A 24,256-nucleotide genomic window follows, 5' to 3' on the forward strand; every position below is an offset into this window, starting at 1 on the left:
GTCCCAGTGTGGCCGATCACCCTCTCAGGTCGGCTACGCATCGTTGCCTTGGTGAGCCGTTACCTCACCAACTAGCTAATGCGCCGCGGGCCCATCCCTAAGTGTTAGCCGAAGCCAACTTTCCTTCCAACACCATGAGGTGTTGGAAACTATTCGGTATTAGCACCGGTTTCCCGGAGTTATCCCAATCTTAGGGGCAGGTTGCCCACGTGTTACTCACCCGTCCGCCGCTAATCGTTGGGAGCAAGCTCCCTCAGATTCGCTCGACTTGCATGTATTAGGCACGCCGCCAGCGTTCGTCCTGAGCCAGGATCAAACTCTCCGAAAGATGTTTGATCTAGCTAAATTTTAAAGCAAATTGACGAGATTAAAAATCTCTTATTTTAGACTTGCTTGGCGTTTCGTTTTGTTTAGTTTTCAAAGAACAATCTGTTTCGTTGTCGTTTTGGCGACTTAACTATCATACCAAGTTAGCAACCTCATGTCAACAACTTTTTTATTTTTTTCTTTATCGCTTGCTTCGTATTTAATACTGCAGCAGCGACGTTTATTAATATACCACCTTGTTTTTTATTTTGCAATACTTTTTTATAAAAGTTTTTGTTTTTATCCTTTCTTATACTATGAAGCTTAGATTTATATCCTTATCTTCATATATCAATTATACGAATGAAAGAAAATAAAGAAGAAGCTGCCCTTAATCGGCAGCTTCTTCTTTAAAATCTTATCTATGTCTCATTAACGGGAATAACAGTACATCACGAATTGAAGGTGAATTAGTTAGTAGCATAATTAGACGGTCCATACCAATTCCAAGACCTCCTGTTGGAGGCATACCATACTCCAATGCTTCTATATAATCATCGTCCATCATATGTGCTTCATCATTACCTTGTTCACGCTCTTTTAATTGCGCTTCAAAGCGTTGACGCTGATCAATTGGATCATTCAGCTCAGTGAAGGCGTTCGCATGCTCACGTCCCACGATAAATAACTCAAAACGATCAGTAAAGCGTGGATCATCCTCATTCTTTTTAGCCAACGGAGAAATTTCTACCGGATGACCATAAATGAAGGTTGGTTGTATTAACTTCTCCTCGATTTTTTGCTCGAAGAATTCGTTAACAATATGACCGTATGTCATAGATTCAGTAATTTGGACATCATGTTCTTTAGCAAGCGCACGCGCTTCTTCAACTGATGTTTCTTTCCAGAAATCTACACCTACGTATTCTTTAATTGCATCTACCATATGAAGTCTTGTCCATTTTGGTGTTAAATCCACTTCATAATCACCGTAAGGAATGACAGTTGTTCCTAAAACTTCTTTTGCAATATAAGCAATGACATTTTCAGTCAAGTCCATTACATCATTGTAGTCAGCATAAGCTTCGTAAAGCTCAAGCATTGTGAACTCAGGATTATGTCTTGTGGACACTCCTTCATTTCTAAATACTCGGCCGATTTCGTATACTTTTTCCAAACCACCAACAATTAGCCTTTTCAAGTGTAATTCAATGGCAATACGCATATACATAGGCATATCAAGCGCATTATGATGCGTTATAAACGGACGTGCAGATGCACCACCAGCAATTGAATGAAGCATTGGTGTTTCAACCTCAAGGAATCCTTGGTCGTCAAAGTAACGTCTCATTGCCTGAATGATACGACTGCGTGTTACAAATGTTTTTTGGCTTTCTTCACTTGTAATTAAGTCTAAATATCTCTTACGATAGCGCTCTTCAATATCTTTTAATCCATGATATTTTTCCGGAAGAGGACGAAGGGACTTAGTAAGATATGTAAACTGGCTTACTTTTATAGAAAGCTCTCCCACTTTAGTTTTAAATACCGTTCCTTTAATACCTACAATATCGCCAAGGTCAGCCATAGTGAATAGCTCATAAGCTTCTTCCCCAATAGCATCCTTACGCACATATATTTGAATTTGACCGCTCACATCTTTAATATGAGCAAAGCCTGCTTTTCCTTTTCCACGCTTTGTCATAATTCTGCCAGCTATAGATACTTCCGCATTCTTTGCTTCTAAATCCTCTTTTTCCACATCTGCATATTCATTGCTAATTTCTTGAGCCAAATGTGTACGTTCGAATCTTTTGCCAAATGGATCTATGCCCATTTCTTGGATGCGGTTCATTTTGTCACGTCTGACTTTTAATTGGTCGTTTAATTCTTCATAATTGCTCATCTTATTTCCACTCCATCTCTATCACGTATATACTGTTCCTTTATTTTACACAACCTTAGAACCTAATATATAAAAAATATCATTATCCTTTTAAAAGTATCATAAAAACTGCCGGTTTTACCGGCAGTTTCTACATACTTATTATACAGTATATCAGGTACTGTCAAATCATCAAACTGCACGAACGGCTTCATGGAGTTCAATATCTTCCACCATATTATAAAGCAGCCCTACCAATTGTTCACGTGTGTTGCACTCATTTATCTCATTTCTGATTCTACCGCTTCCTTTAATACCTTTCAAATACCAAGCTGCGTGTTTTCTCATCTCACGCACAGCGATAAACTCATCCTTCAATGCAATAAGGCGGTCAAGATGCAGGACGCAAACATCGATTTTTTCACGAACAGATGGCTCCGGCAAAAGGATCCCATTTTCTAAATACTTAACGGTTTGGTACATCATCCACGGATTCCCGAGTGCAGCACGACCGATCATGACTCCATCACAGCCAGTTTCTTCAAGCATCCTCTTGGCATCCTGCGGAGTCTGTACATCCCCATTTCCAATAACCGGTATATTGACAGCTTCTTTTGCCATACGGATATAATCCCAGTTTGCCGTTCCTTCATACATTTGAACCCGAGTACGTCCATGGACAGATATCGCACTTCCGCCCGCTCTTTCAACTGCCCTTGCATTCTCTTCAACAAATATATGCTTGTCATCCCAGCCAATTCTCATTTTAACCGTAACCGGTTTATCTACTTTATCAACTACAGCTGAAACCATCTCATAAATCTTATCCGGATTTAGTAACCATCTGGCTCCCGCTTCACATTTAATAATCTTGTTAACAGGACAGCCCATATTAATATCAATTATATCTGCATTGGTGTTCTTATCCACAAACTGAGCTGCCTGAACAAGCGATTCTTTTTCTCCACCAAAAATTTGAAGGCTCAATGGCTTTTCTCGTTCATCAATATAGAGCATGTTGAGGGTTTTTTCATTTCCATAAATTATTCCCTTATCACTAACCATTTCTGCACAAACAAGCCCTACCCCAAATTCCTTAACTGTTAAACGAAATGCTGAGTTACAAACTCCGGCCATAGGTGCAAGTACAACCGGATTCTTCATTTCGACATTGCCAATCTTCAACAATTCAATTCCTCCCTATCCTTTACTTGCACTTATCATTAAATCTATTTAACGAGAGGTTTTAGTTCCTCCACTGTAATGTCCAACTGATTTGCAATATCCTGCAAAAAGCGCTCAGAGGGTATTCGGTTGCCTCTTTCTACCTCGCCAAGCATTGAGACAGAGACAGATAACTCCCTTGCAAATTCCTCTTGAGTAAAACCTTTCAGCTTTCTAAATGCCCTAATACGCCTTCCCCATTTTTCCGCTTCCATATCCGAACCCCTTCTTTTTCGGGGATATCATCCATGATTTCCCTTATAGGTTTTTCCATATTAGGCAGAATGATGTCCTTATCTATCTCCACGAGCGGGATAACCACAAAGGCCCTATCAAGCATCCGCGGATGAGGGACAATTAGGTTTTTCGTTACAATATTTTCTTGATTATATAACAAAATGTCAAGGTCTATTGTTCGCGGACCCCACCTAATTTCCCTTTTTCTGCCAAGATTTTGTTCTATCTTCATGCAGGTAACCAATAGTGTTTGTGCATCGAAAGTTGTGTTTATACAAACAACCATATTCAAAAATTTACCTTGTTCTAAATAGCCTACTGGATTTGTCTCATATATAGATGATAAAGATATAATCTCAATTTCAGGTACTGCTGCCAATTCGCTTATGGCATCCTTTAAATTCGATTCTCTATCCCCTACATTTGTACCTAATCCAATATAAACTTTATTCATCATGCTGCTCTTGCTCCCTTATAATCTCAACTGCAACAAAATCGTAGTGACCCGGTATCGGTGGGTCTGGTTTCACAACCTTGATTTTGCATGAATGAATAATTGAATATGTGCCTAAAATTTCTGCTGATATCTTTTCTGCCACTGCTTCGATTAGATTATATGGCTTTCCTTCCACAATAGCCTTACATAAAGTGTATATTTCAGCATAATTAACCGATTTATTCAGATCATCTGTTTCTCCGGCGACTTGCAGATCCAAATACAATTCTGCACTTACTCTATAACGCTGTCCAAGCTTATTTTCTTCTTCATAAACACCATGGTATCCATAAAATTCCATATTTTCAAGAATTATTTTATCCATTTACTTTCACCTTTCCAAGCATCGCATCCATCATACGGGCCATACGGGACATCTCTTTCACATCATGCACCCTTATGATTTGACACCCCTGCTGAACCCCTAAACATATTGTCGCCCCTGTACCTTCCATTCTTTCCTCTACTGGTAGATCAAGTGTTCTGCCGATCATTGATTTACGTGATGTTCCCAATAAGACAGGGTAACCCAGGCTGGTCAATATGTCTAAATTTCGCATCATCAGCAAGTTCTCCTCCAGTGACTTCGCGAAGCCGATACCTGGATCCAGCACAATTTTATCGTTACTAACTCCAGCATCTTTAACAATCTGAATACTTTCATATAAATCATTTAAAACATCACGCAAAAAATGATCATAGGAAGCCTGCTTACGATTATGCATGAGGATGATCGGAGCGCCTGAATCGGCAGCAACACGGGCCATTTCCTCATCACCTTTAGCTCCCCAAACATCGTTTATGATAGTTGCCCCTGCATGAAGTGCTTCTTTTGCCACATCCGCTTTATATGTATCTACCGAGATCGGTACATTGATCTCTTTTGTTAATTCCTTAATAACAGGAATGATTCGCTCCAATTCTTCATCTGACGAAATTCGCTGATGGCCAGGTCTCGTCGACTCACCACCGATATCAATGATATCTGCTCCAGCTTTTATCATTTCCTTTGCACGCAAAACCGCTTGTTCTACTTTGTTAAACTGGCCTCCATCAGAAAACGAATCCGGAGTGATATTTAAAATTCCCATAATCTTAGTGCTTTGTCCAAGTTCCAATCTATATTGTCCACATTCTAGAATCATCTTTTTTTGTGGTAGTTCCATAATAATTTGCTCCTTTAATTAGACTCCGAAATTACTCTATGCAAATCACTATACCACATGTTATTTGTAAAAAAGAAAGAAACACAGAAAACCAAAACAAAAGGAGGCATTTAGCCTCCTCCATATGTTTAGCTTATTTACTCTTCTATACGATTAATCTTCAAAGTTATATAATGGTGTACTTAAATATCTTTCACCATTATCCGGGATGATTGCTAGAACTTTTTTGCCGGCACCAAGTTTTTTGGCAACTTCCAATGCTGCAAAAATAGCTGCCCCTGCAGAAATACCACCAAGAATACCCTCTTCTTTAGCAGCTTTTCTTGCTTGTTCAAAGGCTTGTTCATTTTCAACTTTTATAATTTCATCATAAATATTTGTATTTAATGTATCAGGTATAAAGCCTGCACCAATCCCCTGAATTTTGTGAGGCCCTGGAGTACCGCCTGATAGAATCGGTGAATCCGCTGGTTCAACTGCAATAATTTTAATATCTTTGTATTTCTCACGCAGCACTTCTCCAGCACCCGTAATAGTTCCGCCTGTACCTATACCGGATATAAAGGCATCCAATTGATCGCCCATTTGTTCTACAATTTCTTTACCGGTTGTTTTTCTATGGACTTCTGGATTGGCCTCATTTTTAAACTGCTGCGGCATAAAGTACCCATGTTCATTAACAAGTTCCTCCGCCTTAGCAATTGCACCTTTCATTCCATCTTTACCAGGAGTAAGAATAAGTTGGGCTCCATATGCCTTCAATAAGTTACGGCGTTCCATACTCATTGTATCCGGCATTACCAATATAGCTTTATACCCTTTTGCTGCTGCAACCCATGCCAACCCAATGCCTGTATTACCGCTTGTTGGTTCAACTATCGTTGTACCCGGCTTTAGAAGACCTTTTTCCTCGGCATCTTCAATCATGGCAAGTGCGATACGATCCTTAACACTGCTTCCCGGATTCATATATTCCAATTTCAAATAAACCTCTGCAGATCCATCTTCTACAATCTTATTTAATTTAACAACAGGTGTATTACCTATTAATTCAGAAATATTATTTGCTATTTTACCCAACTTATCCACCCCTAATCCATAGTATTTTCATTGGTTTTATATACAATTTAGCTATTTTTACGCTTTCTGTCAACTATTATACTTCTAAATTCCCAGATTTTCTCGCATCTAACCATGTGAAATAATCTTTATGGCTCATTTACAGTATATAAAAGAAAATAGAGCACATGACTCTATTTTCCATAAATCCAATCCACATCATACTGTTCCCAAAGCATATCTGCAGATACAGGTATATTCATTTGTTCCATTGCAGTCTTTCTTTTAAGATTAGATTTTATTTTTCCAAAGGATAGTTCGGATTTACCAATCTGATCACGCAAATAGAGTATCGCATATCCATCCTTGATCTTAATTGGCTGACTCCATTCCCCTGGTTTTAATGAAGCCGCAGTTTCTTTATATTCTTCAGGGACAGACTCGGAATCTAAAGATATATACCCTAATTCTCCACCATTATTGGCCGTATATTTATCTTCCGAGCGCTCTATTGCCATTGCAGCAAAATCAGTTCCCGCCTTCAATTCCTTAATAATCGCATTTGCTTTTGCCTTTTCACTAAGTACGATATGGGATAGATGATAGAGATCAGTGAACTTTAATAAGCTTTCATTACTTTTATAGTAAGACTCAACTTCCTTGTCTGTTATAACGGCATCCTTTGTCAACAACTTCTCAAGCAGAATTGAAACTTCAAGTTTCTTTTTGTGCTCCTTATCACTTATATGAGCGGGTGAATTTCCAGTAAAACCATATAACGCTTGCCGAAGAACAGCCTCCACTTTCATCTCATCCTCAGAAACAGTCAGCTGATGCTTAGCCGCCAATTGAAGAATAACTTCTTCATTTACCATTGTAGTTAATACATCTTTGCCATGTATCCTTTCCAATTCAGCGAGCCAGTCTGGACGGCTAATCTCTTCATCCCCTACTGCAGCAACAATTTCCGTTGCATCTTCCTCCATTGAATTTTCCCCCACCGTAAAGTAAAGGACAGTCACAATATTCAATAGAATTAAACCGGCGATAATGGACCAACATTGCTTACTTGACAAAGTAACTCCTCCAATAAATTACTTAGCTGTGTCTTTTAGCTCCTGAAGCTCCTCTTTGGTAAATATATATTTTTCATTACAGAAATGACATTGGGTTTCAGCCTGACCATCTGTCTCGATCATATCTTCTAATTCTTCTTTTCCAAGACTGATTAAAGCATTTGCTATCCTATCCTTGGAACATTGACACTGGAACGATATTGGCATTTTTTCTAATATTTTTACGTTTGTTTCTCCCAATACTTTATTAAGTACTTCTTCCGGAGTTAAACCATCCTGAATCATTTTGGATATAGGCGGAATTGATCCTAGAGCTTTCTCTATTTTTTCTATAACCTCTTCTTCCGTGCCGGGCATTAGCTGGATAATAAATCCACCCGCAGCAAGAATCGAGTCATCCGGATTAACCAAAACACCGACTCCTACAGATGAAGGAGTTTGCTCAGAGGCAACAAAATAATAAGTAAAGTCTTCACCAAGCTCGCCTGAAATTAAAGGAACTTGGCCAGAGAAATTATCTCTTAATCCAATATCTTTAACAACAGTTAACGTACCATTTGTACCAATAGCACGTCTTACATCAAGTTTTCCATGTTCATTAGACTCAAAATCAACATGAGGGTTTGTCAGATATCCCCTAACCTCACCCTTTGCATTACTATCAATGATAACCGGACCAATCGGACCATCACCCTCAATTTTAATAGTAATCTTTGCTTCGCCTTTTTGCATGGCTCCCATCATTACAGCCGCTGTCATTGCTCTTCCCAACGCAGCAGATGCTGTACGCCAAGAATCCTGTCTTCTTTGTGCCTCTGCAATAGTTTGCGTACTTGAGACTGCATACGCCCTTACTTGTCCATCAAATGCTAGTGCTTTAACTAAATAATCGTTCATGATAAACTCCTTCCAAATCCATTACAGGATTATTGTTGTATATTCTTTGAATAGATGATTTGCAGACCTTTTAATGTTAAATACGGATCGACAACATCAATTATGGATGTTTCATTTGCAATCATAGATGCTCTTCCGCCAGTAGCGATAACCATAGGATTCTGCTTACTCTGTTTTTTTATCCTGGTTACAATTCCTTCTACCTGTCCAATAAAACCATATAAAACGCCGGACTGCATAGCGTTTACTGTATTCTTCCCAATGATATTGGCAGGACGAACAATCTCTATCCTGGGCAGTTTAGCAGCCTTCGAATAGAGCGCCTCTGTAGAAATTTCAATTCCCGGGGCAATCACCCCTCCTAAATACTGGCTATGCTCATTTACATAACAATACGTTGTCGCTGTACCAAAGTCTACTATAATGATTGGCGCTCCATAATCATGAATTGCAGCCACAGCATTCACGATTCGATCTGCCCCAACTTCTTTAGGATTATCATATTTTATATTTAATCCCGTTTTAACACCAGGCCCAACAACCAAAGGCCTCAGTTGAAAGTATTTTGTACACATTCTTTCAAGTGAAGACATTATGGGAGGCACAACAGAGGAAAGAATCATTCCTTTTACATCATGGAAGGTTAACCCAACATGACTCAACAACTGATTAAATATCATTCCGTATTCATCTTCAGTTTTTCCCCGATCCGTACCAATTCTCCAATGAAAACAAAGATCATCATCCCTATAAACACCAATCGAAATATTCGTATTCCCCACATCCATCACCAATAACATGCAAAAACCCCCTATCGAAAAAGCTGAGACGACTGGTCAGGAGCGACAAGCATAAGACGAATACTCGGAGGGAGGGTTCTTCTCCCGTAGGGTATTTGCTTATGACTCGAGCTCCTAGGAGTCGAAGCTAGATTACATCAAAAAGCTGAAGGGCCTTGGTCAACCGCGACAAGCATAAGAGGAGGTGCGGAGGGAGAGCGCTTTTTCTCTCCCGCAGCAGCTACACTTATGTCTCGAGCGGTTAGGCCCTGAAGCTGGATTAATCAAAAAGCTGAAGCCCCTTATTTAACGAACAAAGACTAAGTACGCCACATCCTGTGGCAACGCCTTCATGACCAACTTCCTGTTAGCATTCTATCCCTTTTCAAAAAAAGTGCCCCATTCATATGATGGGACACTCAGAATTCTTACAATTTATTAGGATCGTTTGTTTCCATATCCGGTGGTGTAGGAGGAGTTTGATCATCTTCTCTTTGCTCGGATATTGTATCGTCTTTGGATAGATCCTCAGACAGAATTTCCTTTTTAGCTGATACATTCACTGTAACATCGCTCGCTACCTTACGCTCAGGCAACTTACCATAATCCGCTAAGTGGCGAATTTGTTCAGCATCTAACGTTTCAATCTCAAGTAATGTATTAGCAATTAAGTCTAACTTACTGCGGTTTTCAGTAAGAATTTTTCTTGCACGTTCATAGCAAGTTTTGATGATATTTTGGATTTCGATATCAATTTCATAAGCAATCTTATCAGAATAGTTTTGCTCACTATTAATATCGCGACCTAAGAATACTTGGCCTCCTGAAGCCTGGCCAAATTGCATCGGTCCGAGTTTATCACTCATTCCATATTCAGTTACCATTTTGCGGGCAATACTTGTAGCACGTTGGAAGTCATTATGAGCTCCTGTACTCACTTCACCAAAGACAATTTCTTCAGCAACACGTCCGCCCAATAATCCGGTAATCTTATCGAACAGTTCAGGCTTAGTCATAAAGTAACGATCTTCACGCGGAAGCATTACAGCATAACCACCTGCCTGGCCACGCGGAACAATTGTTACCTTATGGACCATATCTGCTTCGTCAAGTACCAACCCGATAACCGTATGTCCGGATTCATGGAAGGCAACAATATTTCTTTCTTTCTTAGAAATGACACGGCTTTTTTTAGCAGGACCGGCAATCACACGATCCGTTGCTTCATCAATGTCGCTCATATCTACTTTTTTCTTATCTTGTCTTGCAGCTACCAAAGCAGCTTCATTCAAGAGATTTTCTAAATCAGCACCGGAGAAACCTGGGGTTCTCATCGCAATTGCTTTAAGATCCACATTTTCATCAAGCGGTTTGTTTTGTGCATGTACACGAAGTACAGCTTCCCTTCCAATTAAGTCAGGACGGTCAACCGTAATTTGTCGGTCAAAGCGGCCTGGACGTAAAAGAGCCGGGTCAAGAATATCAGGTCGGTTTGTAGCAGCAATGATAATGATACCTTCATTTGCTCCGAAACCATCCATTTCAACAAGCAATTGGTTCAGGGTTTGTTCACGTTCATCGTGTCCCCCGCCAAGGCCAGCTCCACGCTGACGTCCAACTGCATCGATTTCATCGATAAAAATAATACATGGTGCATTCTTCTTCGCATTTTCAAAAAGGTCACGCACACGGGAAGCACCCACACCCACGAACATCTCAACAAAGTCTGAACCACTGATAGAGAAGAAAGGTACACCTGCTTCACCAGCTACTGCTCTTGCAAGCAAGGTTTTCCCTGTTCCCGGAGGTCCTACTAAAAGTACACCTTTTGGAATTCTCGCACCTAATTCAGCAAATTTACGAGGGTCCTTCAAGAACTCAACAACTTCAACCAGTTCTTGCTTTTCCTCATCAGCACCTGCTACATCTTTGAAGCGCACTTTTTTCTTTTCTTCACTGTAAAGCTTAGCTTTACTTTTACCAAAGCTCATTACTTTGTTTCCGCCACCTTGCGCACTATTCATCAAGAAGAAGAACAATAGCAAAATAATGACGAACGGAATAATTGAAGTTAAGAATGTTACCCATACACTTGTTTCTTTTGCTGGAGCAACTGTAGATTTTACACCCTGTTCATCAATTAAGTCAGTAACCTCTTCAGCCTGTTCTGCAAGGATATATGTTAAATAATACTCATTTTCCTTAGCATCCTTTAATTGACCCTTAACAGAATATACTCCGCGTTCCACCTGTAAATCAGCGGATTTAACCTCACCTTTTTCAAGGCTTTCAATAAACTCATTATTAGAAATATGTTTAGTTGGCTCGGAATTTTGGTTAAACACACTTACTACTCCGATAATCGCCACAAAAATAAGTAAATAGAATATGGTATTTCTAAAAATACGGTTCATCCCTAACCTCCTCCCAAAAAACTAAATATAGTATTCGTATCTACAATCAGGTTACTTATATATTTTATATAAAGATCATAGCACAGTCTATTATGTGAATAGCGGTTATTAATCATCTATATCCCTATTTGGCAGTTTCGTAAACTTCCCTTTTTAACACGCCAATGTATGGAATGTTTCTGTATTTTTCCATGTAGTCAAGCCCGTATCCGACAACAAATTCGTCAGGTACATTAAAGCAAGCGTAATCCGCATGTATATCCGCTTTTCTTCCGGATGGCTTATCCAATAATGTGACAAGCTTGATGGATTTAGCTTTTCTGTATTTAAATAAATCCACTAAATAAGAGAGGGTAAGACCGCTGTCTATGATATCTTCAATAATCAGCAAATCTCTGCCTTCTACAGATGTGTTTAAATCTTTAATGATTTTAACTTCACCGCTTGAAACCGTAGAAGTACCATAGCTGGAAACATCCATGAAATCCATTTCCAAATAGCTGTCTACATGCTTTAATAAATCGTTCATAAAAGGCATTGCACCTTTCAGCACACCTATCACTAATGGATTAAGATCCTTGTATTCCTCTGTAAGCAAAGCCCCGAGTTCTTTAATTTTGCCTTGGATTTCTTCTTCTGAAATCAAAATTTTCTCAATATCATTATGAATCGTCATTCGGTAGTCCTCCTAGAAGAGCATTATTCAACATACTTTATCATGATGGCTGGCATCGGGGTCTTTTCTAAATTAATCTTTTGCAGACCTGGTATCCAAACAATTTGATCATTCTTATTAACAATAATTGGCCAACTCTCCCGCTCATGCACAGGTATCTTGTGTTCAAGAAACAGCTTTTTCAGTTTTTTATGGCCCGTGAAGCCTTTAGGCTGATAACGATCTCCATCCCGCTTATTCCGCACCCTTAATGGTAAGTCCTCTTCACTTAAAGGTAAAATACATGTATATCGAGATGCATGCTCCCATTTTTCAGATAAGGGATCCAGCAGTACTGTTTCAATAACGGCGCCATTCGCAAGAGCCGTCTTCCCCGGTATACGGAGTTCCTTTGATAAAGTTACTGATGGCAGCCTTCCAAAATGGAAAAGCAACTGATCATATGCTTTCGTAACTTGAAGCCCAGAAGGTAATTGCACGGAGGTGGAAGGATTGGATTCTGTCAATAAAGACTGAATACACTCTATATGTACGTATGAAAATACATAAGGTTTCACTTGATAAAGATAGTTTAATATTAGATGAATCACCCTCCTTTGTAAAGGTTTTGGCACCTTTCCAAGAGAAGATATGGGAACTTTTAAAATCCCGTCCTTTTCAGTTAATTCAAGAGAATTATACTCTTTTTCAGCTAACACCATCAAAAACCCTTCATCTTGCTCCAAATCCTCGCTAAACCGTTGAATATGATCAAGCGCTTTACTATTTTCCTTTTTTATCATCGGTAATATGTATTTGCGGAATCGATTTCGGGTATAAATATCCTTTTCATTACTCGGATCTATGCGTGGGTTGAGATTCATCTCTGTACAATATTCCAGAATATCTTCTCTTGTAACAGCAAGAAAAGGACGTATGATCCATCCACCCCCGAATAATCTTTTCAGAGGAATTCCAATCCTCGCCATCCCAGAAGTCCCTCTAATAAGGTTCATTAAGACTGACTCCGCTTGATCATCCTTATGATGAGCAAGAGCTAATTTTTGCGCCGCATACTTTTCCATTATATCCCTATAAAATGCATATCGACAATCTCTGGATGCCTGTTGTGGATTTTTACCTGTATCTTTAATATATTTTGGGACATCTATCCGACTTCCTTCAAATGGGATTCCCCATTCCTCACATATTTTTTCTACAAATAAATACTCCTCAAATGATTCTTCACCTCTGAACATATGATCTACATGGGCAACCACAAGGGTTAGATTATAGGATTTTTTTATGCTATTTAAATAAGCAAGCAATGCCAATGAATCCGGCCCACCGGAAACACCAACCAAAATCGTGTCATTATGATTAATCAATTGTTTTTTATTAATATAAGCAGTCACTTTCGCCTCTAACATAAATATTCCTTTCTACCGTTGCTTTCAATTAATTATTATCGTACCACTCTTACAAATGGAATCCAAAAATTATCTTTCAAAAAAAAACGGTAGAGACAGCGTTATTGTTTGTATTTGTTGTGAACTTATACAACTTGACCAAACATATAAAATGCATAAAGCAAAGTAATGATAGCAACTAAAAAAAACGTTTCAAAGAAACTGCTTTTATCATTGGATTTTCGTTTCCTCATCTGTACTCGACTGGTGTTAACTGGAGTATTCTTTTTTACAGCGGTGCGGGTAGCGGTTTGTTTTGTGTGTAAATGAGATATGACTTCCTTTTTCATATCAGTTGCCGTTATGTAATGACCCTTCAAAGCTTTTAAAAGAATGGACTCCAACTCTCTGAGTTCCTGCTTGTTTTTCACCAATTCCTTTAATTGGTTAATTCCTTCTCCGTTTTTATTAAACCTTTTTTGATAGGCTGCATTGATCACTATCATAGCGAGCGCAAATAAATCATATGATGGCTCTGCTCTTCTGCCCCCCAGCTCCCAATATCCCCGGTCAAAATACTCAGTGTATTCTTTAATCGCACGACCGATTTGCGTGGTTCCTCCTACATCTATAAAACGGACTTTAAAATCGGGTAATTGTACTATCAAGTTTTCAGGTTTTAAATCCCCAAAAACCCATCCTAGCTTATGCATTTCCTCAAGGCTGTTTAGAAGCTGCAGCATGAGTACACCAAGCCAATCTGAACTTCTTTTTTGCACAAACGTTAGAAAGGAATCTCCGGAAATATACTCCATCACGTAGAAAGGAATAATTTTTCCACTCCCTATACAATCATCCACATCTATCAAATAAGGTCCTAGGGATATTCCCTGGACCTTTGCAAATGATTTTAATACATTTACTTCTGCAGCAATAGTAGCACTGTTATCACTAAACTTGATTGCTACTGATCCATCCGAAGAATCTGCGAGGTAAACAATTCCATTAGCGCCATACCCTAATTCTTTTCGAATGATATAACTCTTATGATGCCATTTGCCCCTGATTACTGATCCAATTGGGAAGCTACATGGTTTCTTCGAAGTATTGATCATCGTCGCCTACTATTCTCCTTATAGAAGACTCTTTATTAAAATACTTAATGGCCTCACGAATAGCCGGACCAGTCGGGGTAATCCCTCCAGTCGTTAATTTGGCGAAAATTTTAGAAAGAGATTCAAGTCTAGGACTCCAATCCATTACTCTTTCCACTTCGGTTCTTTTCCCGGGAAATATAAAAACTGAGAACTGATTTTCACCACTTCTCGCATTTAGACTTATAGACAAATCTATAAGCGCCTCTTTAACCGTTGGCAGCTTATGCTTCATACTGGCACTTGTATCAACCAATACAAGAACCTCCATTTTTACTTTTTCTCCCAGATCCTCCACTACCTCCATTACCTCGCCGCGTTTATCAGGTGGTAATTCTTCCATAGTGATATGATTCCCCAATATTTGCTGAAGCTCTTTATTCACTACGCCCTGTATCGTTTGGTTCATTGCCTTCCTAGTGACCATTTGTACAGTTTGTGATAATTGCTCAGCATAGACGATTTGATGAATGCCAGCACCAGATGATGCTATATTCTCAATCTCTTGCATTCCCCCCTCGTCTATAATGTCCTTATCCATAACACCAATTACATTTACAGTAATTCCTTCCTCACGTGCTAGTGCAGCCATCGCTGTCGGGCTCTCTCCCTGATTGGAGCAGCCGTCTGTCAGCAATAATATTTGTTTAACTGTACCTGTCTTCATTTCATCATCCTCCTATACCGCTATTATTATTTCCATCTTCGCCTATATATAGGCGCTTTATACGATTAGGAGGATATTATTATTGAGCTTTTTTCTTCTTGGCACCGACAGGTATACTTGTCCATTTTGGAATATTATGATTGATTTGTGCGACGACAATTGTCATATCATCTTCAATTTTTCCTGAGCTTGTCCTGATTACCTCCTCGAGAATAATATCAGCTATTTCCTGTGGCCTGTCAGTCCCGATTTCTCTAATCTTTCTAATCATCCATGCTTCATAATTTTCTACATGTTTTGGCCCCTCAAATATTCCATCACTCATCATAATTAAAAGGTCACCGGCCTTTAATTGGTCATGAACCACATCCACATCAAATTCTTTGATAATACCAATTGGCAAGTTATTAGATTGGATTTTCGTAACCTGCTGCCCTCTCTTTATAAAGCTTGGAGTTGAACCCACTTTTAAAAATTTCACACTCGCATCCTGCAAATCAATCATCGATAAGTCAAGTGTTGAAAAGATTTCATCTGTAGTCCGCAATGAGAGAATCGAGTTAATCGATTTAATAGCTACCTTTTCCTCTATTCCAGACTCTAGTATTTTTTGCAGTAGCCCTAAGGTTTCTGAGCTTTCATTATGGGCCCTTTCTCCATTTCCCATGCCATCACTAATGGCAATCGCATGCTTCCCTTTTCCGATGTCAATCATGGTGTAACTGTCCCCTGATACAAGCCCTCCTCCCTTTGCAGCATGGGCTACACCAGTTTCTACTGTGTAGCGTTTGGCAGAACGGAATGTTAAGCGGCATAAACCTCCCTGAAACGAACTGCACTCTTCTTTGTAAACAATGATATGCTCTTCCAATATATCTGAGAGCATGGGGCCAATTAATTTCTCACCTACACCACTTCCCTCGCAATCTGGGATTTGCATATCTATATCAACATTCCCTTGTTCCAGGGAATAAATTTCTATTTGGTGGATATCCAAACCGAACCCCCGTATGGAATCCAGTAATTGTTCTTCATGAATATGGAGATTTTCGCGTTCTTTTGTAATCTCCTTAGCAAAGTCCTCCATTACCTTTGAAACTCCCTGGAGTTGATCTGCCACGAGCTTTCTACTTTCTCTCACTTGTTTTTTTAATTTTTGGTTTGCATTGTAATAAGAGATCTCCTGAAGCATCGCCTCCGTCACTTTATCATATCTTGTACAGAACCGTTTCCATTCTCTCTGCGTGGCCTGCGGAACTTGCCCGGACTCGTCCTGTAAACTCTCAACCAACTCTCCCATCATTCCATACGTATAATCAAAATTCTTCGCCCAGCAATGATCCTTTTTGAAACAGGTCTGGCATGTTTTTTCAGTCACATTGCTAAGAAAATAATCCAACTCACGTTCCTTTTCTACCTCCTTCGTTGTTTGTTCCTCCATCTGTGAAAAACTATTCGATAAAGCCTGGAAAACAGATGAAAATTGATTCACTCTTTGCGCAGTAACATCTCTGACCCTCCTGACATAACGTTGCTGTTCATTCGTATGCTCTGCTGTTCCAGGAATATGTTTGGCTACTTTTGAAATAAGGGTAGCAGGGGTCATAAAAAATAAAGCAATAGCCAATAAAGATTCATATAGAGTTACTGATATATTTTGACTCCCTTCCCCATAAAGGCCAATTAATAATGTGGCAATTATTAAACCTAATGATGCCCCTATTTTTTTCCCTTCTTTAAGAAGGCCTCCTAGTAAACCAGAGAAGGCCAATAAGCTCATCTGGAAAAGGTTGCTCAGATTGGCCAGACTGAATATTAAACCAGTTACCACTCCTACTGTCGATCCAATTGAGGCTCCTCCAGAGACTGCAAAAAGGAGAACTAAGTATCTGCTCAATGTATGATCAAGAGATATATGATAAATCGACCAGCCGATCGTACCGGTCATAACAGAGGCCAGCATGATAATCAAACTGATAACTTCCTCTGTCCTTAGTCCCTGTGGACTTTTTTTCATAGCAATCAGTGGGATACATTGAATAAAAATCATGGTAAGAATAAGAGCTAAACCTGCTTCAACACCGATCATCATGGCATCGTATATCTCAAACTTCATATATTTCAAATAGCGTTCCGTTGCTCCTGCAATTCCCATGGCTATTAAAACATATACACCAACAACTTTAAATTGATTCTCCACTGATGGCTGTCTTAGCTTATATAAGAGGAGGAATAAGGCACATGAAGCAAATAAACTTAAACCTGCTGACCAGGAGATTGTTAACGCACCTCCTATTGAGGCGACCATAACAAGCGGAGAACGTTCCCGCCTCATCATGTATACTGCTGCAAAGAATGGGAGAGAAAAAGGAGCCAACTGTGAAAGGATAAGCGCCCTTCCCAGGAGAAATCCCAAAACTACTAATATATATCCTTGTTTCACGAAGTAATCCTCTAGCTTCGTTACATACTTGTCCACTAATTGAGTAGGATTCCATTTGCCAGCATCATATTGAACATCCGTTACCGATCCATACATTGTACTTTGTGTTTTATCCACATTACCACTCCCTAACAGGTGATTGTCTTTTATTATAAAGGGGATATAATCCTAAATTTGTCAGAACGGAGGATGAGTTTTTATAAAGTGTTCGACGGCATTCCATGTGAATGGGCAGAAGAAAACACAAAGGTTATCGAAGGAATCATAAAGGAGAATATTTTATTAAACTACTTTGTAGGAAAGGCTAGAAGATAGAAGAAATAGATACTTATTTAAATGTAATATTCTAATTATTGGCTAAAATATTTAAACCATTGACAAAGTATTTACTAGATTGTAAGATAATTTTTGTGTTTAAAAGTATATTTGATTATGGCGGTGTAGCTCAGCTGGCTAGAGCGTACGGTTCATACCCGTAAGGTCGGGGGTTCGATCCCCTCCGCCGCTATTTTGAGGCCCCTTGGTCAAGCGGTTAAGACACCGCCCTTTCACGGCGGTAACACGGGTTCGAATCCCGTAGGGGTCATCTATACAAAAAACCAGGGATATATCCCTGGTTTTTTTGTGTTTATAAAGAATATAACTCTTCTAGATTTATCACTTCATACTATTCCATCTATAAGAACACTCAACAATCAAACATTTTTAACATGATGGCTTTATTGATTCTTAAATGAACAACATTTACTGACATGCTCATTCTAGTCAAATCCTTTAAACAGCAGGATTATACTACCCTATCTATGCCATATAATCCCTATATCAATTGATAATCAAATGTAAAAAACAAAAACAGACCAACAACTGATGTTGGTCTGTTATATAAATTGCCATTTTGTTTCAGCAGCAAGGTTTAGCCGCGTCTTCCGCCTCTGCCACCTCGTTTGGATTCTGTGTTCCTCTTAAGAGATGACATACGCTCTTCACTATCTTTCAAGAAGCGGGCCATTTTTTGTTCGAAGCTTTCTCGCGGCGGTCTGGAATCATGTCCTCCTCTTCCTCCCCGAGAGTCATTTCTTCCACCACGTGAATCGTTTCCTCTGTTATAACGAGGTCGTTGTTGATAAGATGATTGCGCAGGTTGTTCGCTCTCCTTCTTCTCAACAGCTTTTTTTATAGAAAGACCGATTTTGCCATCTTTCTCTACATTTATGACTTTTACTTCAACTTGATCTCCCACTTTTAGGTGATCATTAATATCTTTTACATAATTATCAGCAACCTCACTGATGTGGACAAGTCCTGTTGAACCCTCGGGCAGCTCAACAAATGCTCCGAAATTAGTGATTCCTGTTACCTTACCTTGTAACTTGCTGCCTACTTCGATTGACATAAAAAAATTGCTCCTCCTTAAGAAATTAAAAAAATAAAATAATGGAAGTTATAGCTTCCCCTTATATTATAATCACTTAAAAAAATATGTGTCAACGTGAGGGATATCTACTTGCCCTCATTTTCGGGAAGATTGAATATTATTTCTCCATCATCTGATAGAAAATATTCTTTACGCGCAAACTTTGCTATATATTCATCATCATTCAATTTAATGATTTCTTCCTTTAATCTTGCTTCATCCTTTTGAAGATCTGACAATTTCACTTTCAATTCACTTTTATGTTCTTCTTTAGCCTTCAAAGCGGAATGTTGAGAAAAGAGTGTTGTAAGAACGATCCCAGTTGTTATGATGGCAAAAAGCCCAAATATTACAAGCCTTCTTGTCAATCCTAATTTCTTTTTCTCAAAGGACTGGGTTCGTTTCTCTTGATATTGGGCATATGGCGTATCGATTTGTTTGATATTTTCCTTCTTTTTATCAAGCGATCCCATTTCCTTTCCTCCTTTAAGACTTATTTGTCCATTTTTTTAATAATTTATTGATAGTATTCTTCAACTTTTTTCCAATTCCTGCTAGTTTATCAAAAAACTTTTCGACAGGTGATCGCACACCGCCCGGAATTGTCTTCCAAAGCCATGACGCTGTACTAGTAAAGGGATAGAAAATCACCCTTACTATCGATATTAATGCCTTTAAAAGATACTTGGCAAGCCATAATAGAGGATTGCCAAACTTTAGCAACACTTGAAATATAAGCAATATAACAGTAATAATTAGCGCAATTAACCCTTTTATTGGCCGAATGAATAAGAGAGCTCCCAATTTAACAAGGAATTTACTGAATTTATTAACCCAATAAATAGTCATTTCCAGCAATCTTTTATATGAATTTCTAAGAAGGGCTTGATAGGCGGAATAACCGCATAGCAGTGCCAATAAGATATAAAAGCGCCATTCTCCCTGATTGGATTCGTATAAAACATAGAAAATGAGCAAGGCCTGAATGCACCAAAATAAGATGTCATTAATAAAAACAAACCATACTTTTCTCTTTGCTCTAACTAAAAAGCGGTTGTATGTATCAAATGCTGCTCCAAAGTAAATACCCATGCCAATCATGGATAACAGGGTTACAAACTGGGTGTCCAGACTCATCTGAACAGTTTGCCAAAGAATCCTTTAGCTTTCTCCCCGCTATGTTCGTCCAAGTAATTGATTTCAAGTATTTTACCTTTAATTGATACAATTCCTTTATCGACATCCAGGTTTTTCATTTGTAGATTTTGCCCTCTGACCGAAAGAAACCCCATGACCGTTTCGAGAAGGAACTCCTCATTGTCAAAGCTCTCTACCTGCTTAACACCTGATATATCGAGAAGCCTTCTACCCTTCATGCTAATATCGTGATCAGGTCCAGCTGATTTACTCGTTTGGTTTGTATCATAATATTGGTTCATCCTAATCCCCCATTATCAAACATTTGTACAAGTGTATGATAGGATGATAGGAATTAGACCATGCTTAAAACGACTCTGATAGTTTTGCTTCTTTTATGAGGGTATACATTCCTGCTGCCTCATCCTTCTTCGTTGTCTCCAGAAGTTTATCTACACGGACAGTCAGTACTTTTTGCCCCAATCTGATATCCAAAATATCTCCAATCTTTACATCGGCTGAAGCTTTGGATTCTTTACCATTTATTTTAATTCTTCCCTGATCTGCAACTTCTTTTGCAATTGTTCTCCTTTTAATAATCCGGGAAACCTTTAAAAACTTATCTAATCTCACTATGTATTCAACCTCCATTTATTCCTTTATATACCTGACTCTTTGGCTTGTTCCCAAAACTCATCAAGCTCTTTAAGTGTATAATCGCTCCATGCTTTTCCTGATTCCCTTACGCAATCATTTACAAACAAAAATCTCTTTCTAAATTTTTGATTTGTCCGATGTAGCGCCTCTTCAGGGTTGATTTTTAACAATCTAGCCACATTTACAAGGGCAAACAGAACATCTCCAAACTCTGATTCTATATTATGGGTGTCTGGTTTATTCTTATTCCACTCTGCTTTAAATTCATCAAGTTCTTCAAAAACCTTTTCCCAGGCAGGTGAAACATCATTCCAATCAAAGCCCAATTTAGAGGCTTGCTTCTGAATATCATAAGCCTGTATAAGATTCGGAAAATGGGTGCTGACATTCAAAATGGAATCAGAGGTATTTGAACCTTCTTCCTTTTTAACCCTCTGCCAGGTTTCCTCTACATCTTTTGCTGATTCTGCCCTTTCATTACCAAAAACATGGGGATGTCTGCGCACCATTTTTTCAGATATCCCTTGAATGACATCATCAATGGAAAAGTACCCTTCATCTTCCCCGATTCTGGCATGTAACATCACCTGAAGTAATACATCACCAAGCTCTTCAATTATGTGATCAATATCACCTTCATTAATTGCATCAATCAGTTCATAAGCCTCTTCCAGTAAATACTTCCTTAGCGATTCATGAGTCTGTTCTCTGTCCCATGGGCATCCCTCCGGAGATCTGAGTTTATCAATGATCTCTCTCAGCTTCCAAAACTCCTTATATTGATTTTCTTCCTTCTGAATCGGAGGTACATAGACTGACGTTAAATTGCTCAATTGCATGGCACGATCCAATTCATAAAGTGGCATACGTTCAACTGATTCGGAGCTCATCCCCGCACCGGTCACTAAATAAACTTCATGATCATCCGGATATTTTTCCATTAAGGTCAGTTTCACTTCGGAAGCAACAAAGGCGTCATAAACCTGACTTACAATCATATGCTGAGTGATATTGACATCCCTCAATGAAAGGTCCGTACCATCTAGAAATTGAAAACCCTCAACCGGATCCACTTTAATGGATGTGAACATGGCATCGAGGAAGCTTTGGCCGCCTTTAATATGTACAGGTATCCCTTTCTTTTCACCTTCCGAAAGTAAGATTTGTACAGTCTTTTCAGCGATTAGCGGATGCCCCGGCACACTATAGATTACATCCTGGACCTTAGCCTTCTGAATTAGAATTTCTGCAATTTTCTCATAAACTGCTTCGAACTGATCATGCTCCTCATAGATGGAGTCAAAGCTCTCAACCTTCAGACCCTCAGCCACCAATTCTTTCAATACCGGGTGTTCAATAGTTCTCGCATATACGAGCTCTGTATTTTTCAGTAATTTATAAATGCCCAAAGGCATTTGATCAAGCTCTCCTGCCCCTAAACCTATAATTGTGATTTGGTTAGTCACACTTCAGCTCTCCTAACGTTTGATTTTCCCTTTATTCATAATTCTTATCAAATGATGTCCTCCAGGTAGATGGGCCAATTCATCATTTTCAAATAGATTCATTTTAAGCAGCATATACAGATAAATCATTCCTCCGATTGCAACGGAACTTAATGCATGTATGGAGGCCAGTATTCTTGACTGACCAAGTTCCCCCACAAAAAAGGAAAATAAAGCTGAATAGCCTTTTAATACAATATACATGACAATTCCGGCTATCACCAGGCTTGCTATATGATGAAATTCCATATTCCTTCCAGTTATATATTTCCCTACCAGATAAAGCAGCAGGATACAAGCAGCCATCAGCGCAAGAAGACTTGCGTAGGCAGCCCCTTTTATTCCGCTTCCGGCAATCAACCAAGGATTTAAAAGGACTTTAATCCCTACCGATAGCAGAATAACCATAACTGATGCTTTCCAAAACCCCATTGTTTGCAAAATAGTTGAGCATGTCACCAGGAGGGATGCGAACAATATTAAAATAGCGAGAACGCTTAAAGCTCCAACCCCTTCATCATCTTTAAAAAGCATAATATTTACTGACTGAATAATTCCAGCCAACCCAATAGCTGCTCCAACCCCAATAGCAGAACTGATTTTTATAGCCAAACGGCACATTTTCTTTACTTCTTCAATTGCTTTACTTTTTTGCAAGCTGGTTAATACCGGGACAATTGACAAAGAAAGTGAAGTGGCTACAACAAGCCCTACCTGTATCAACGGTTGCCCTCGGTCATAAACACCCTTCATCGCTTTCGCTTCCTCTGCAGGTATCCCTTGAGACAGGAGATTCGTATACAGTTGGAAGGAATCAATTAGTTGAAGAAGGAGCAAGTACATATTACTTAAACAAAAAGCTAACCCCTGAAATAAAAGGACTGCTCCCGTTTTGATCAATATTTCCTTTTCTGGCATCAGGGTTGGAAAATAATCACGGCGTTCTCTCCATAAATAAAGTCCCAAAACCCCCATAGCGGCAATACCGCCAATTAACGACCCTGCTATCGCACTTTTTCCAACAGTGTATAAAGAATATTCGAATTTCATAAGCAAATATGTACCAATCAAAATAAAGGTAACTCTAAATAGCTGCTCAAAGGTTTGGGAAAGTGCAGTTGGAAGCATATTTCCAGACGCCTGATAAGTACCCCTTACAATGGAAATGAAGGGCATTAGCAAAAAGGAAAAGGCCACCATACGAATTAACGGGGCAAGTTGAATATCATTCATAATCTTCGCTATCAAGTCCGCTCCCAAGTACAAGAATAAAAACAATATAATTCCGAAGAGAGCAACCCATATAAAAGAAGCTGCTATTATTTTATTCTTTTCTTTTTTATCATTACCAGACCTGTTAAATTCGATCAGTAGCTTAGAGATACCAACTGGAAATCCATAAGTAGCCAGAACAACAGCTATTCCGTAAAATGGATAAACCTGTTGATAAATATAAAAACCCGTGTCCCCAGCCATATTCTGAAAAGGAATTCGGTATACAGCACTCAATATTTTTACGATTAAAGCTGCTGCTGTCAGAATAACAGCGCCCTTTAAAACTTTGTGTGAAGAATCATTCTGACGGCTCATCCAAATAAAGCACCTCTCTATCTATTTCCAAAACATTATAACATAAGCAAAAATAATCATTATTTGGAGTATTGGTTGCCTCTTTT

General features: G+C 39.0%; 24 protein-coding genes, 2 tRNA genes and 1 rRNA gene. 3 read left to right on the plus strand and 24 right to left on the minus strand.

Going from position 1 to position 24,256, the window contains the following annotated elements; all coding sequences use genetic code 11:
• The 17 genes from AC4G3O_RS18630 to spoIIE all read right to left on the minus strand — a co-directional run.
• Positions 1 to 328, minus strand: a 16S ribosomal RNA gene (locus tag AC4G3O_RS18630); the annotation flags it as partial.
• A 396-nt stretch (positions 329 to 724) separates the two neighbouring features.
• Positions 725 to 2,212 (minus strand): lysine--tRNA ligase, encoded by a 1,488-nt coding sequence (lysS, locus tag AC4G3O_RS18635; RefSeq protein WP_148631318.1) that lies wholly within the window; start codon positions 2,210 to 2,212, stop codon positions 725 to 727.
• A gap of 171 nt (positions 2,213 to 2,383) precedes the next feature.
• A complete protein-coding gene (gene dusB, locus AC4G3O_RS18640; RefSeq protein ID WP_066103090.1) occupies positions 2,384 to 3,379 on the minus strand; it encodes a tRNA dihydrouridine synthase DusB in 996 nt (331 codons plus the stop codon).
• Between the two features lie 41 nt (positions 3,380 to 3,420).
• Positions 3,421 to 3,630 (minus strand): helix-turn-helix domain-containing protein, encoded by a 210-nt coding sequence (locus AC4G3O_RS18645; RefSeq protein WP_066103093.1) that lies wholly within the window; start codon positions 3,628 to 3,630, stop codon positions 3,421 to 3,423.
• Entirely contained in the window at positions 3,582 to 4,109 is a 528-nt protein-coding gene (folK, locus tag AC4G3O_RS18650; protein ID WP_151675505.1) for a 2-amino-4-hydroxy-6-hydroxymethyldihydropteridine diphosphokinase, read from the minus strand. Before folK ends, AC4G3O_RS18645 begins: the two co-directional genes overlap by 49 nt.
• A complete protein-coding gene (gene folB / locus AC4G3O_RS18655) occupies positions 4,099 to 4,473 on the minus strand; it encodes a dihydroneopterin aldolase (RefSeq protein WP_066103099.1) in 375 nt (124 codons plus the stop codon). The genes folK and folB overlap by 11 nt, the downstream gene beginning before the upstream one ends.
• Positions 4,466 to 5,314, minus strand: coding sequence for a dihydropteroate synthase (gene folP / locus AC4G3O_RS18660; protein ID WP_148631327.1), 849 nt, complete (start codon positions 5,312 to 5,314; stop codon positions 4,466 to 4,468). The genes folB and folP overlap by 8 nt, the downstream gene beginning before the upstream one ends.
• Before the next feature lie 153 nt (positions 5,315 to 5,467).
• The gene (gene cysK, locus AC4G3O_RS18665; protein WP_066103103.1) at positions 5,468 to 6,394 is read right to left on the minus strand and encodes a cysteine synthase A; all 927 of its coding nucleotides are present in this window, start codon (positions 6,392 to 6,394) and stop codon (positions 5,468 to 5,470) included.
• A gap of 173 nt (positions 6,395 to 6,567) precedes the next feature.
• Positions 6,568 to 7,449, minus strand: a complete 882-nt coding sequence (locus tag AC4G3O_RS18670) for a peptidylprolyl isomerase (RefSeq protein WP_491136568.1) — start codon at positions 7,447 to 7,449, stop codon at positions 6,568 to 6,570.
• Positions 7,450 to 7,467: 18 nt separating this feature from the next.
• Positions 7,468 to 8,346 (minus strand): Hsp33 family molecular chaperone HslO, encoded by an 879-nt coding sequence (gene hslO, locus AC4G3O_RS18675; RefSeq protein ID WP_066103109.1) that lies wholly within the window; start codon positions 8,344 to 8,346, stop codon positions 7,468 to 7,470.
• 29 nt (positions 8,347 to 8,375) lie between these two features.
• On the minus strand, positions 8,376 to 9,146 hold the full coding sequence (locus AC4G3O_RS18680) for a type III pantothenate kinase (RefSeq protein WP_066103112.1): 771 nt from the start codon (positions 9,144 to 9,146) through the stop codon (positions 8,376 to 8,378).
• A gap of 407 nt (positions 9,147 to 9,553) precedes the next feature.
• Positions 9,554 to 11,539, minus strand: a complete 1,986-nt coding sequence (gene ftsH, locus AC4G3O_RS18685; protein WP_066103115.1) for an ATP-dependent zinc metalloprotease FtsH — start codon at positions 11,537 to 11,539, stop codon at positions 9,554 to 9,556.
• Positions 11,540 to 11,663: 124 nt separating this feature from the next.
• Positions 11,664 to 12,215, minus strand: coding sequence for a hypoxanthine phosphoribosyltransferase (hpt, locus tag AC4G3O_RS18690; protein ID WP_066103117.1), 552 nt, complete (start codon positions 12,213 to 12,215; stop codon positions 11,664 to 11,666).
• Positions 12,216 to 12,238: 23 nt separating this feature from the next.
• Entirely contained in the window at positions 12,239 to 13,624 is a 1,386-nt protein-coding gene (gene tilS, locus AC4G3O_RS18695) for a tRNA lysidine(34) synthetase TilS (protein WP_148631333.1), read from the minus strand.
• A gap of 125 nt (positions 13,625 to 13,749) precedes the next feature.
• Positions 13,750 to 14,718, minus strand: coding sequence for a serine/threonine protein kinase PrkT (prkT, locus tag AC4G3O_RS18700; protein ID WP_066103123.1), 969 nt, complete (start codon positions 14,716 to 14,718; stop codon positions 13,750 to 13,752).
• Positions 14,690 to 15,424: a VWA domain-containing protein gene (locus AC4G3O_RS18705; RefSeq protein WP_066103126.1), complete on the minus strand. Its 735-nt coding sequence runs from the start codon at positions 15,422 to 15,424 to the stop codon at positions 14,690 to 14,692. Before AC4G3O_RS18705 ends, prkT begins: the two co-directional genes overlap by 29 nt.
• Before the next feature lie 79 nt (positions 15,425 to 15,503).
• Positions 15,504 to 17,984 carry a stage II sporulation protein E gene (gene spoIIE, locus AC4G3O_RS18710; protein ID WP_066103129.1) on the minus strand — a complete coding sequence of 827 codons (2,481 nt, stop codon included), beginning with the start codon at positions 17,982 to 17,984 and terminating at the stop codon, positions 15,504 to 15,506.
• A 72-nt stretch (positions 17,985 to 18,056) separates the two neighbouring features.
• Between spoIIE and AC4G3O_RS18715 the strand changes: the two genes are divergently transcribed.
• The 3 genes from AC4G3O_RS18715 (at position 18,057) to AC4G3O_RS18725 (ending at position 18,453) form a co-directional block, all read left to right on the plus strand.
• Positions 18,057 to 18,182: a hypothetical protein gene (locus tag AC4G3O_RS18715; protein ID WP_262366041.1), complete on the plus strand. Its 126-nt coding sequence runs from the start codon at positions 18,057 to 18,059 to the stop codon at positions 18,180 to 18,182.
• A 119-nt stretch (positions 18,183 to 18,301) separates the two neighbouring features.
• Positions 18,302 to 18,375: transfer RNA gene (locus tag AC4G3O_RS18720), tRNA-Met, on the plus strand.
• Between the two features lie 6 nt (positions 18,376 to 18,381).
• Positions 18,382 to 18,453: transfer RNA gene (locus tag AC4G3O_RS18725), tRNA-Glu, on the plus strand.
• 327 nt (positions 18,454 to 18,780) lie between these two features.
• Here AC4G3O_RS18725 and AC4G3O_RS18730 read toward each other — a convergent pair.
• The 7 genes from AC4G3O_RS18730 to AC4G3O_RS18760 all read right to left on the minus strand — a co-directional run bounded on the left by AC4G3O_RS18730 (position 18,781) and on the right by AC4G3O_RS18760 (position 24,170).
• Complete coding sequence (locus AC4G3O_RS18730) at positions 18,781 to 19,260, minus strand: S1 domain-containing RNA-binding protein (RefSeq protein ID WP_066103134.1); 480 nt, start codon at positions 19,258 to 19,260, stop codon at positions 18,781 to 18,783.
• Positions 19,261 to 19,367: 107 nt separating this feature from the next.
• Positions 19,368 to 19,754 (minus strand): FtsB family cell division protein, encoded by a 387-nt coding sequence (locus tag AC4G3O_RS18735; protein WP_066103137.1) that lies wholly within the window; start codon positions 19,752 to 19,754, stop codon positions 19,368 to 19,370.
• Positions 19,755 to 19,767: 13 nt separating this feature from the next.
• The gene (gene yabQ / locus AC4G3O_RS18740) at positions 19,768 to 20,418 is read right to left on the minus strand and encodes a spore cortex biosynthesis protein YabQ (RefSeq protein ID WP_148631336.1); all 651 of its coding nucleotides are present in this window, start codon (positions 20,416 to 20,418) and stop codon (positions 19,768 to 19,770) included.
• Positions 20,415 to 20,720, minus strand: a complete 306-nt coding sequence (yabP, locus tag AC4G3O_RS18745) for a sporulation protein YabP (RefSeq protein WP_066103144.1) — start codon at positions 20,718 to 20,720, stop codon at positions 20,415 to 20,417. Before yabP ends, yabQ begins: the two co-directional genes overlap by 4 nt.
• A 64-nt stretch (positions 20,721 to 20,784) precedes the next feature.
• On the minus strand, positions 20,785 to 21,051 hold the full coding sequence (locus tag AC4G3O_RS18750; RefSeq protein ID WP_066103147.1) for an RNA-binding S4 domain-containing protein: 267 nt from the start codon (positions 21,049 to 21,051) through the stop codon (positions 20,785 to 20,787).
• A gap of 26 nt (positions 21,052 to 21,077) precedes the next feature.
• Positions 21,078 to 22,541, minus strand: a complete 1,464-nt coding sequence (gene yabN, locus AC4G3O_RS18755) for a bifunctional methyltransferase/pyrophosphohydrolase YabN (RefSeq protein WP_077248005.1) — start codon at positions 22,539 to 22,541, stop codon at positions 21,078 to 21,080.
• 12 nt (positions 22,542 to 22,553) lie between these two features.
• Complete coding sequence (locus tag AC4G3O_RS18760) at positions 22,554 to 24,170, minus strand: putative polysaccharide biosynthesis protein (protein WP_491136569.1); 1,617 nt, start codon at positions 24,168 to 24,170, stop codon at positions 22,554 to 22,556.
• Positions 24,171 to 24,256 lie beyond the last annotated feature (86 nt).

This window comes from Bacillus sp. z14 (2026), from assembly GCF_058313575.1.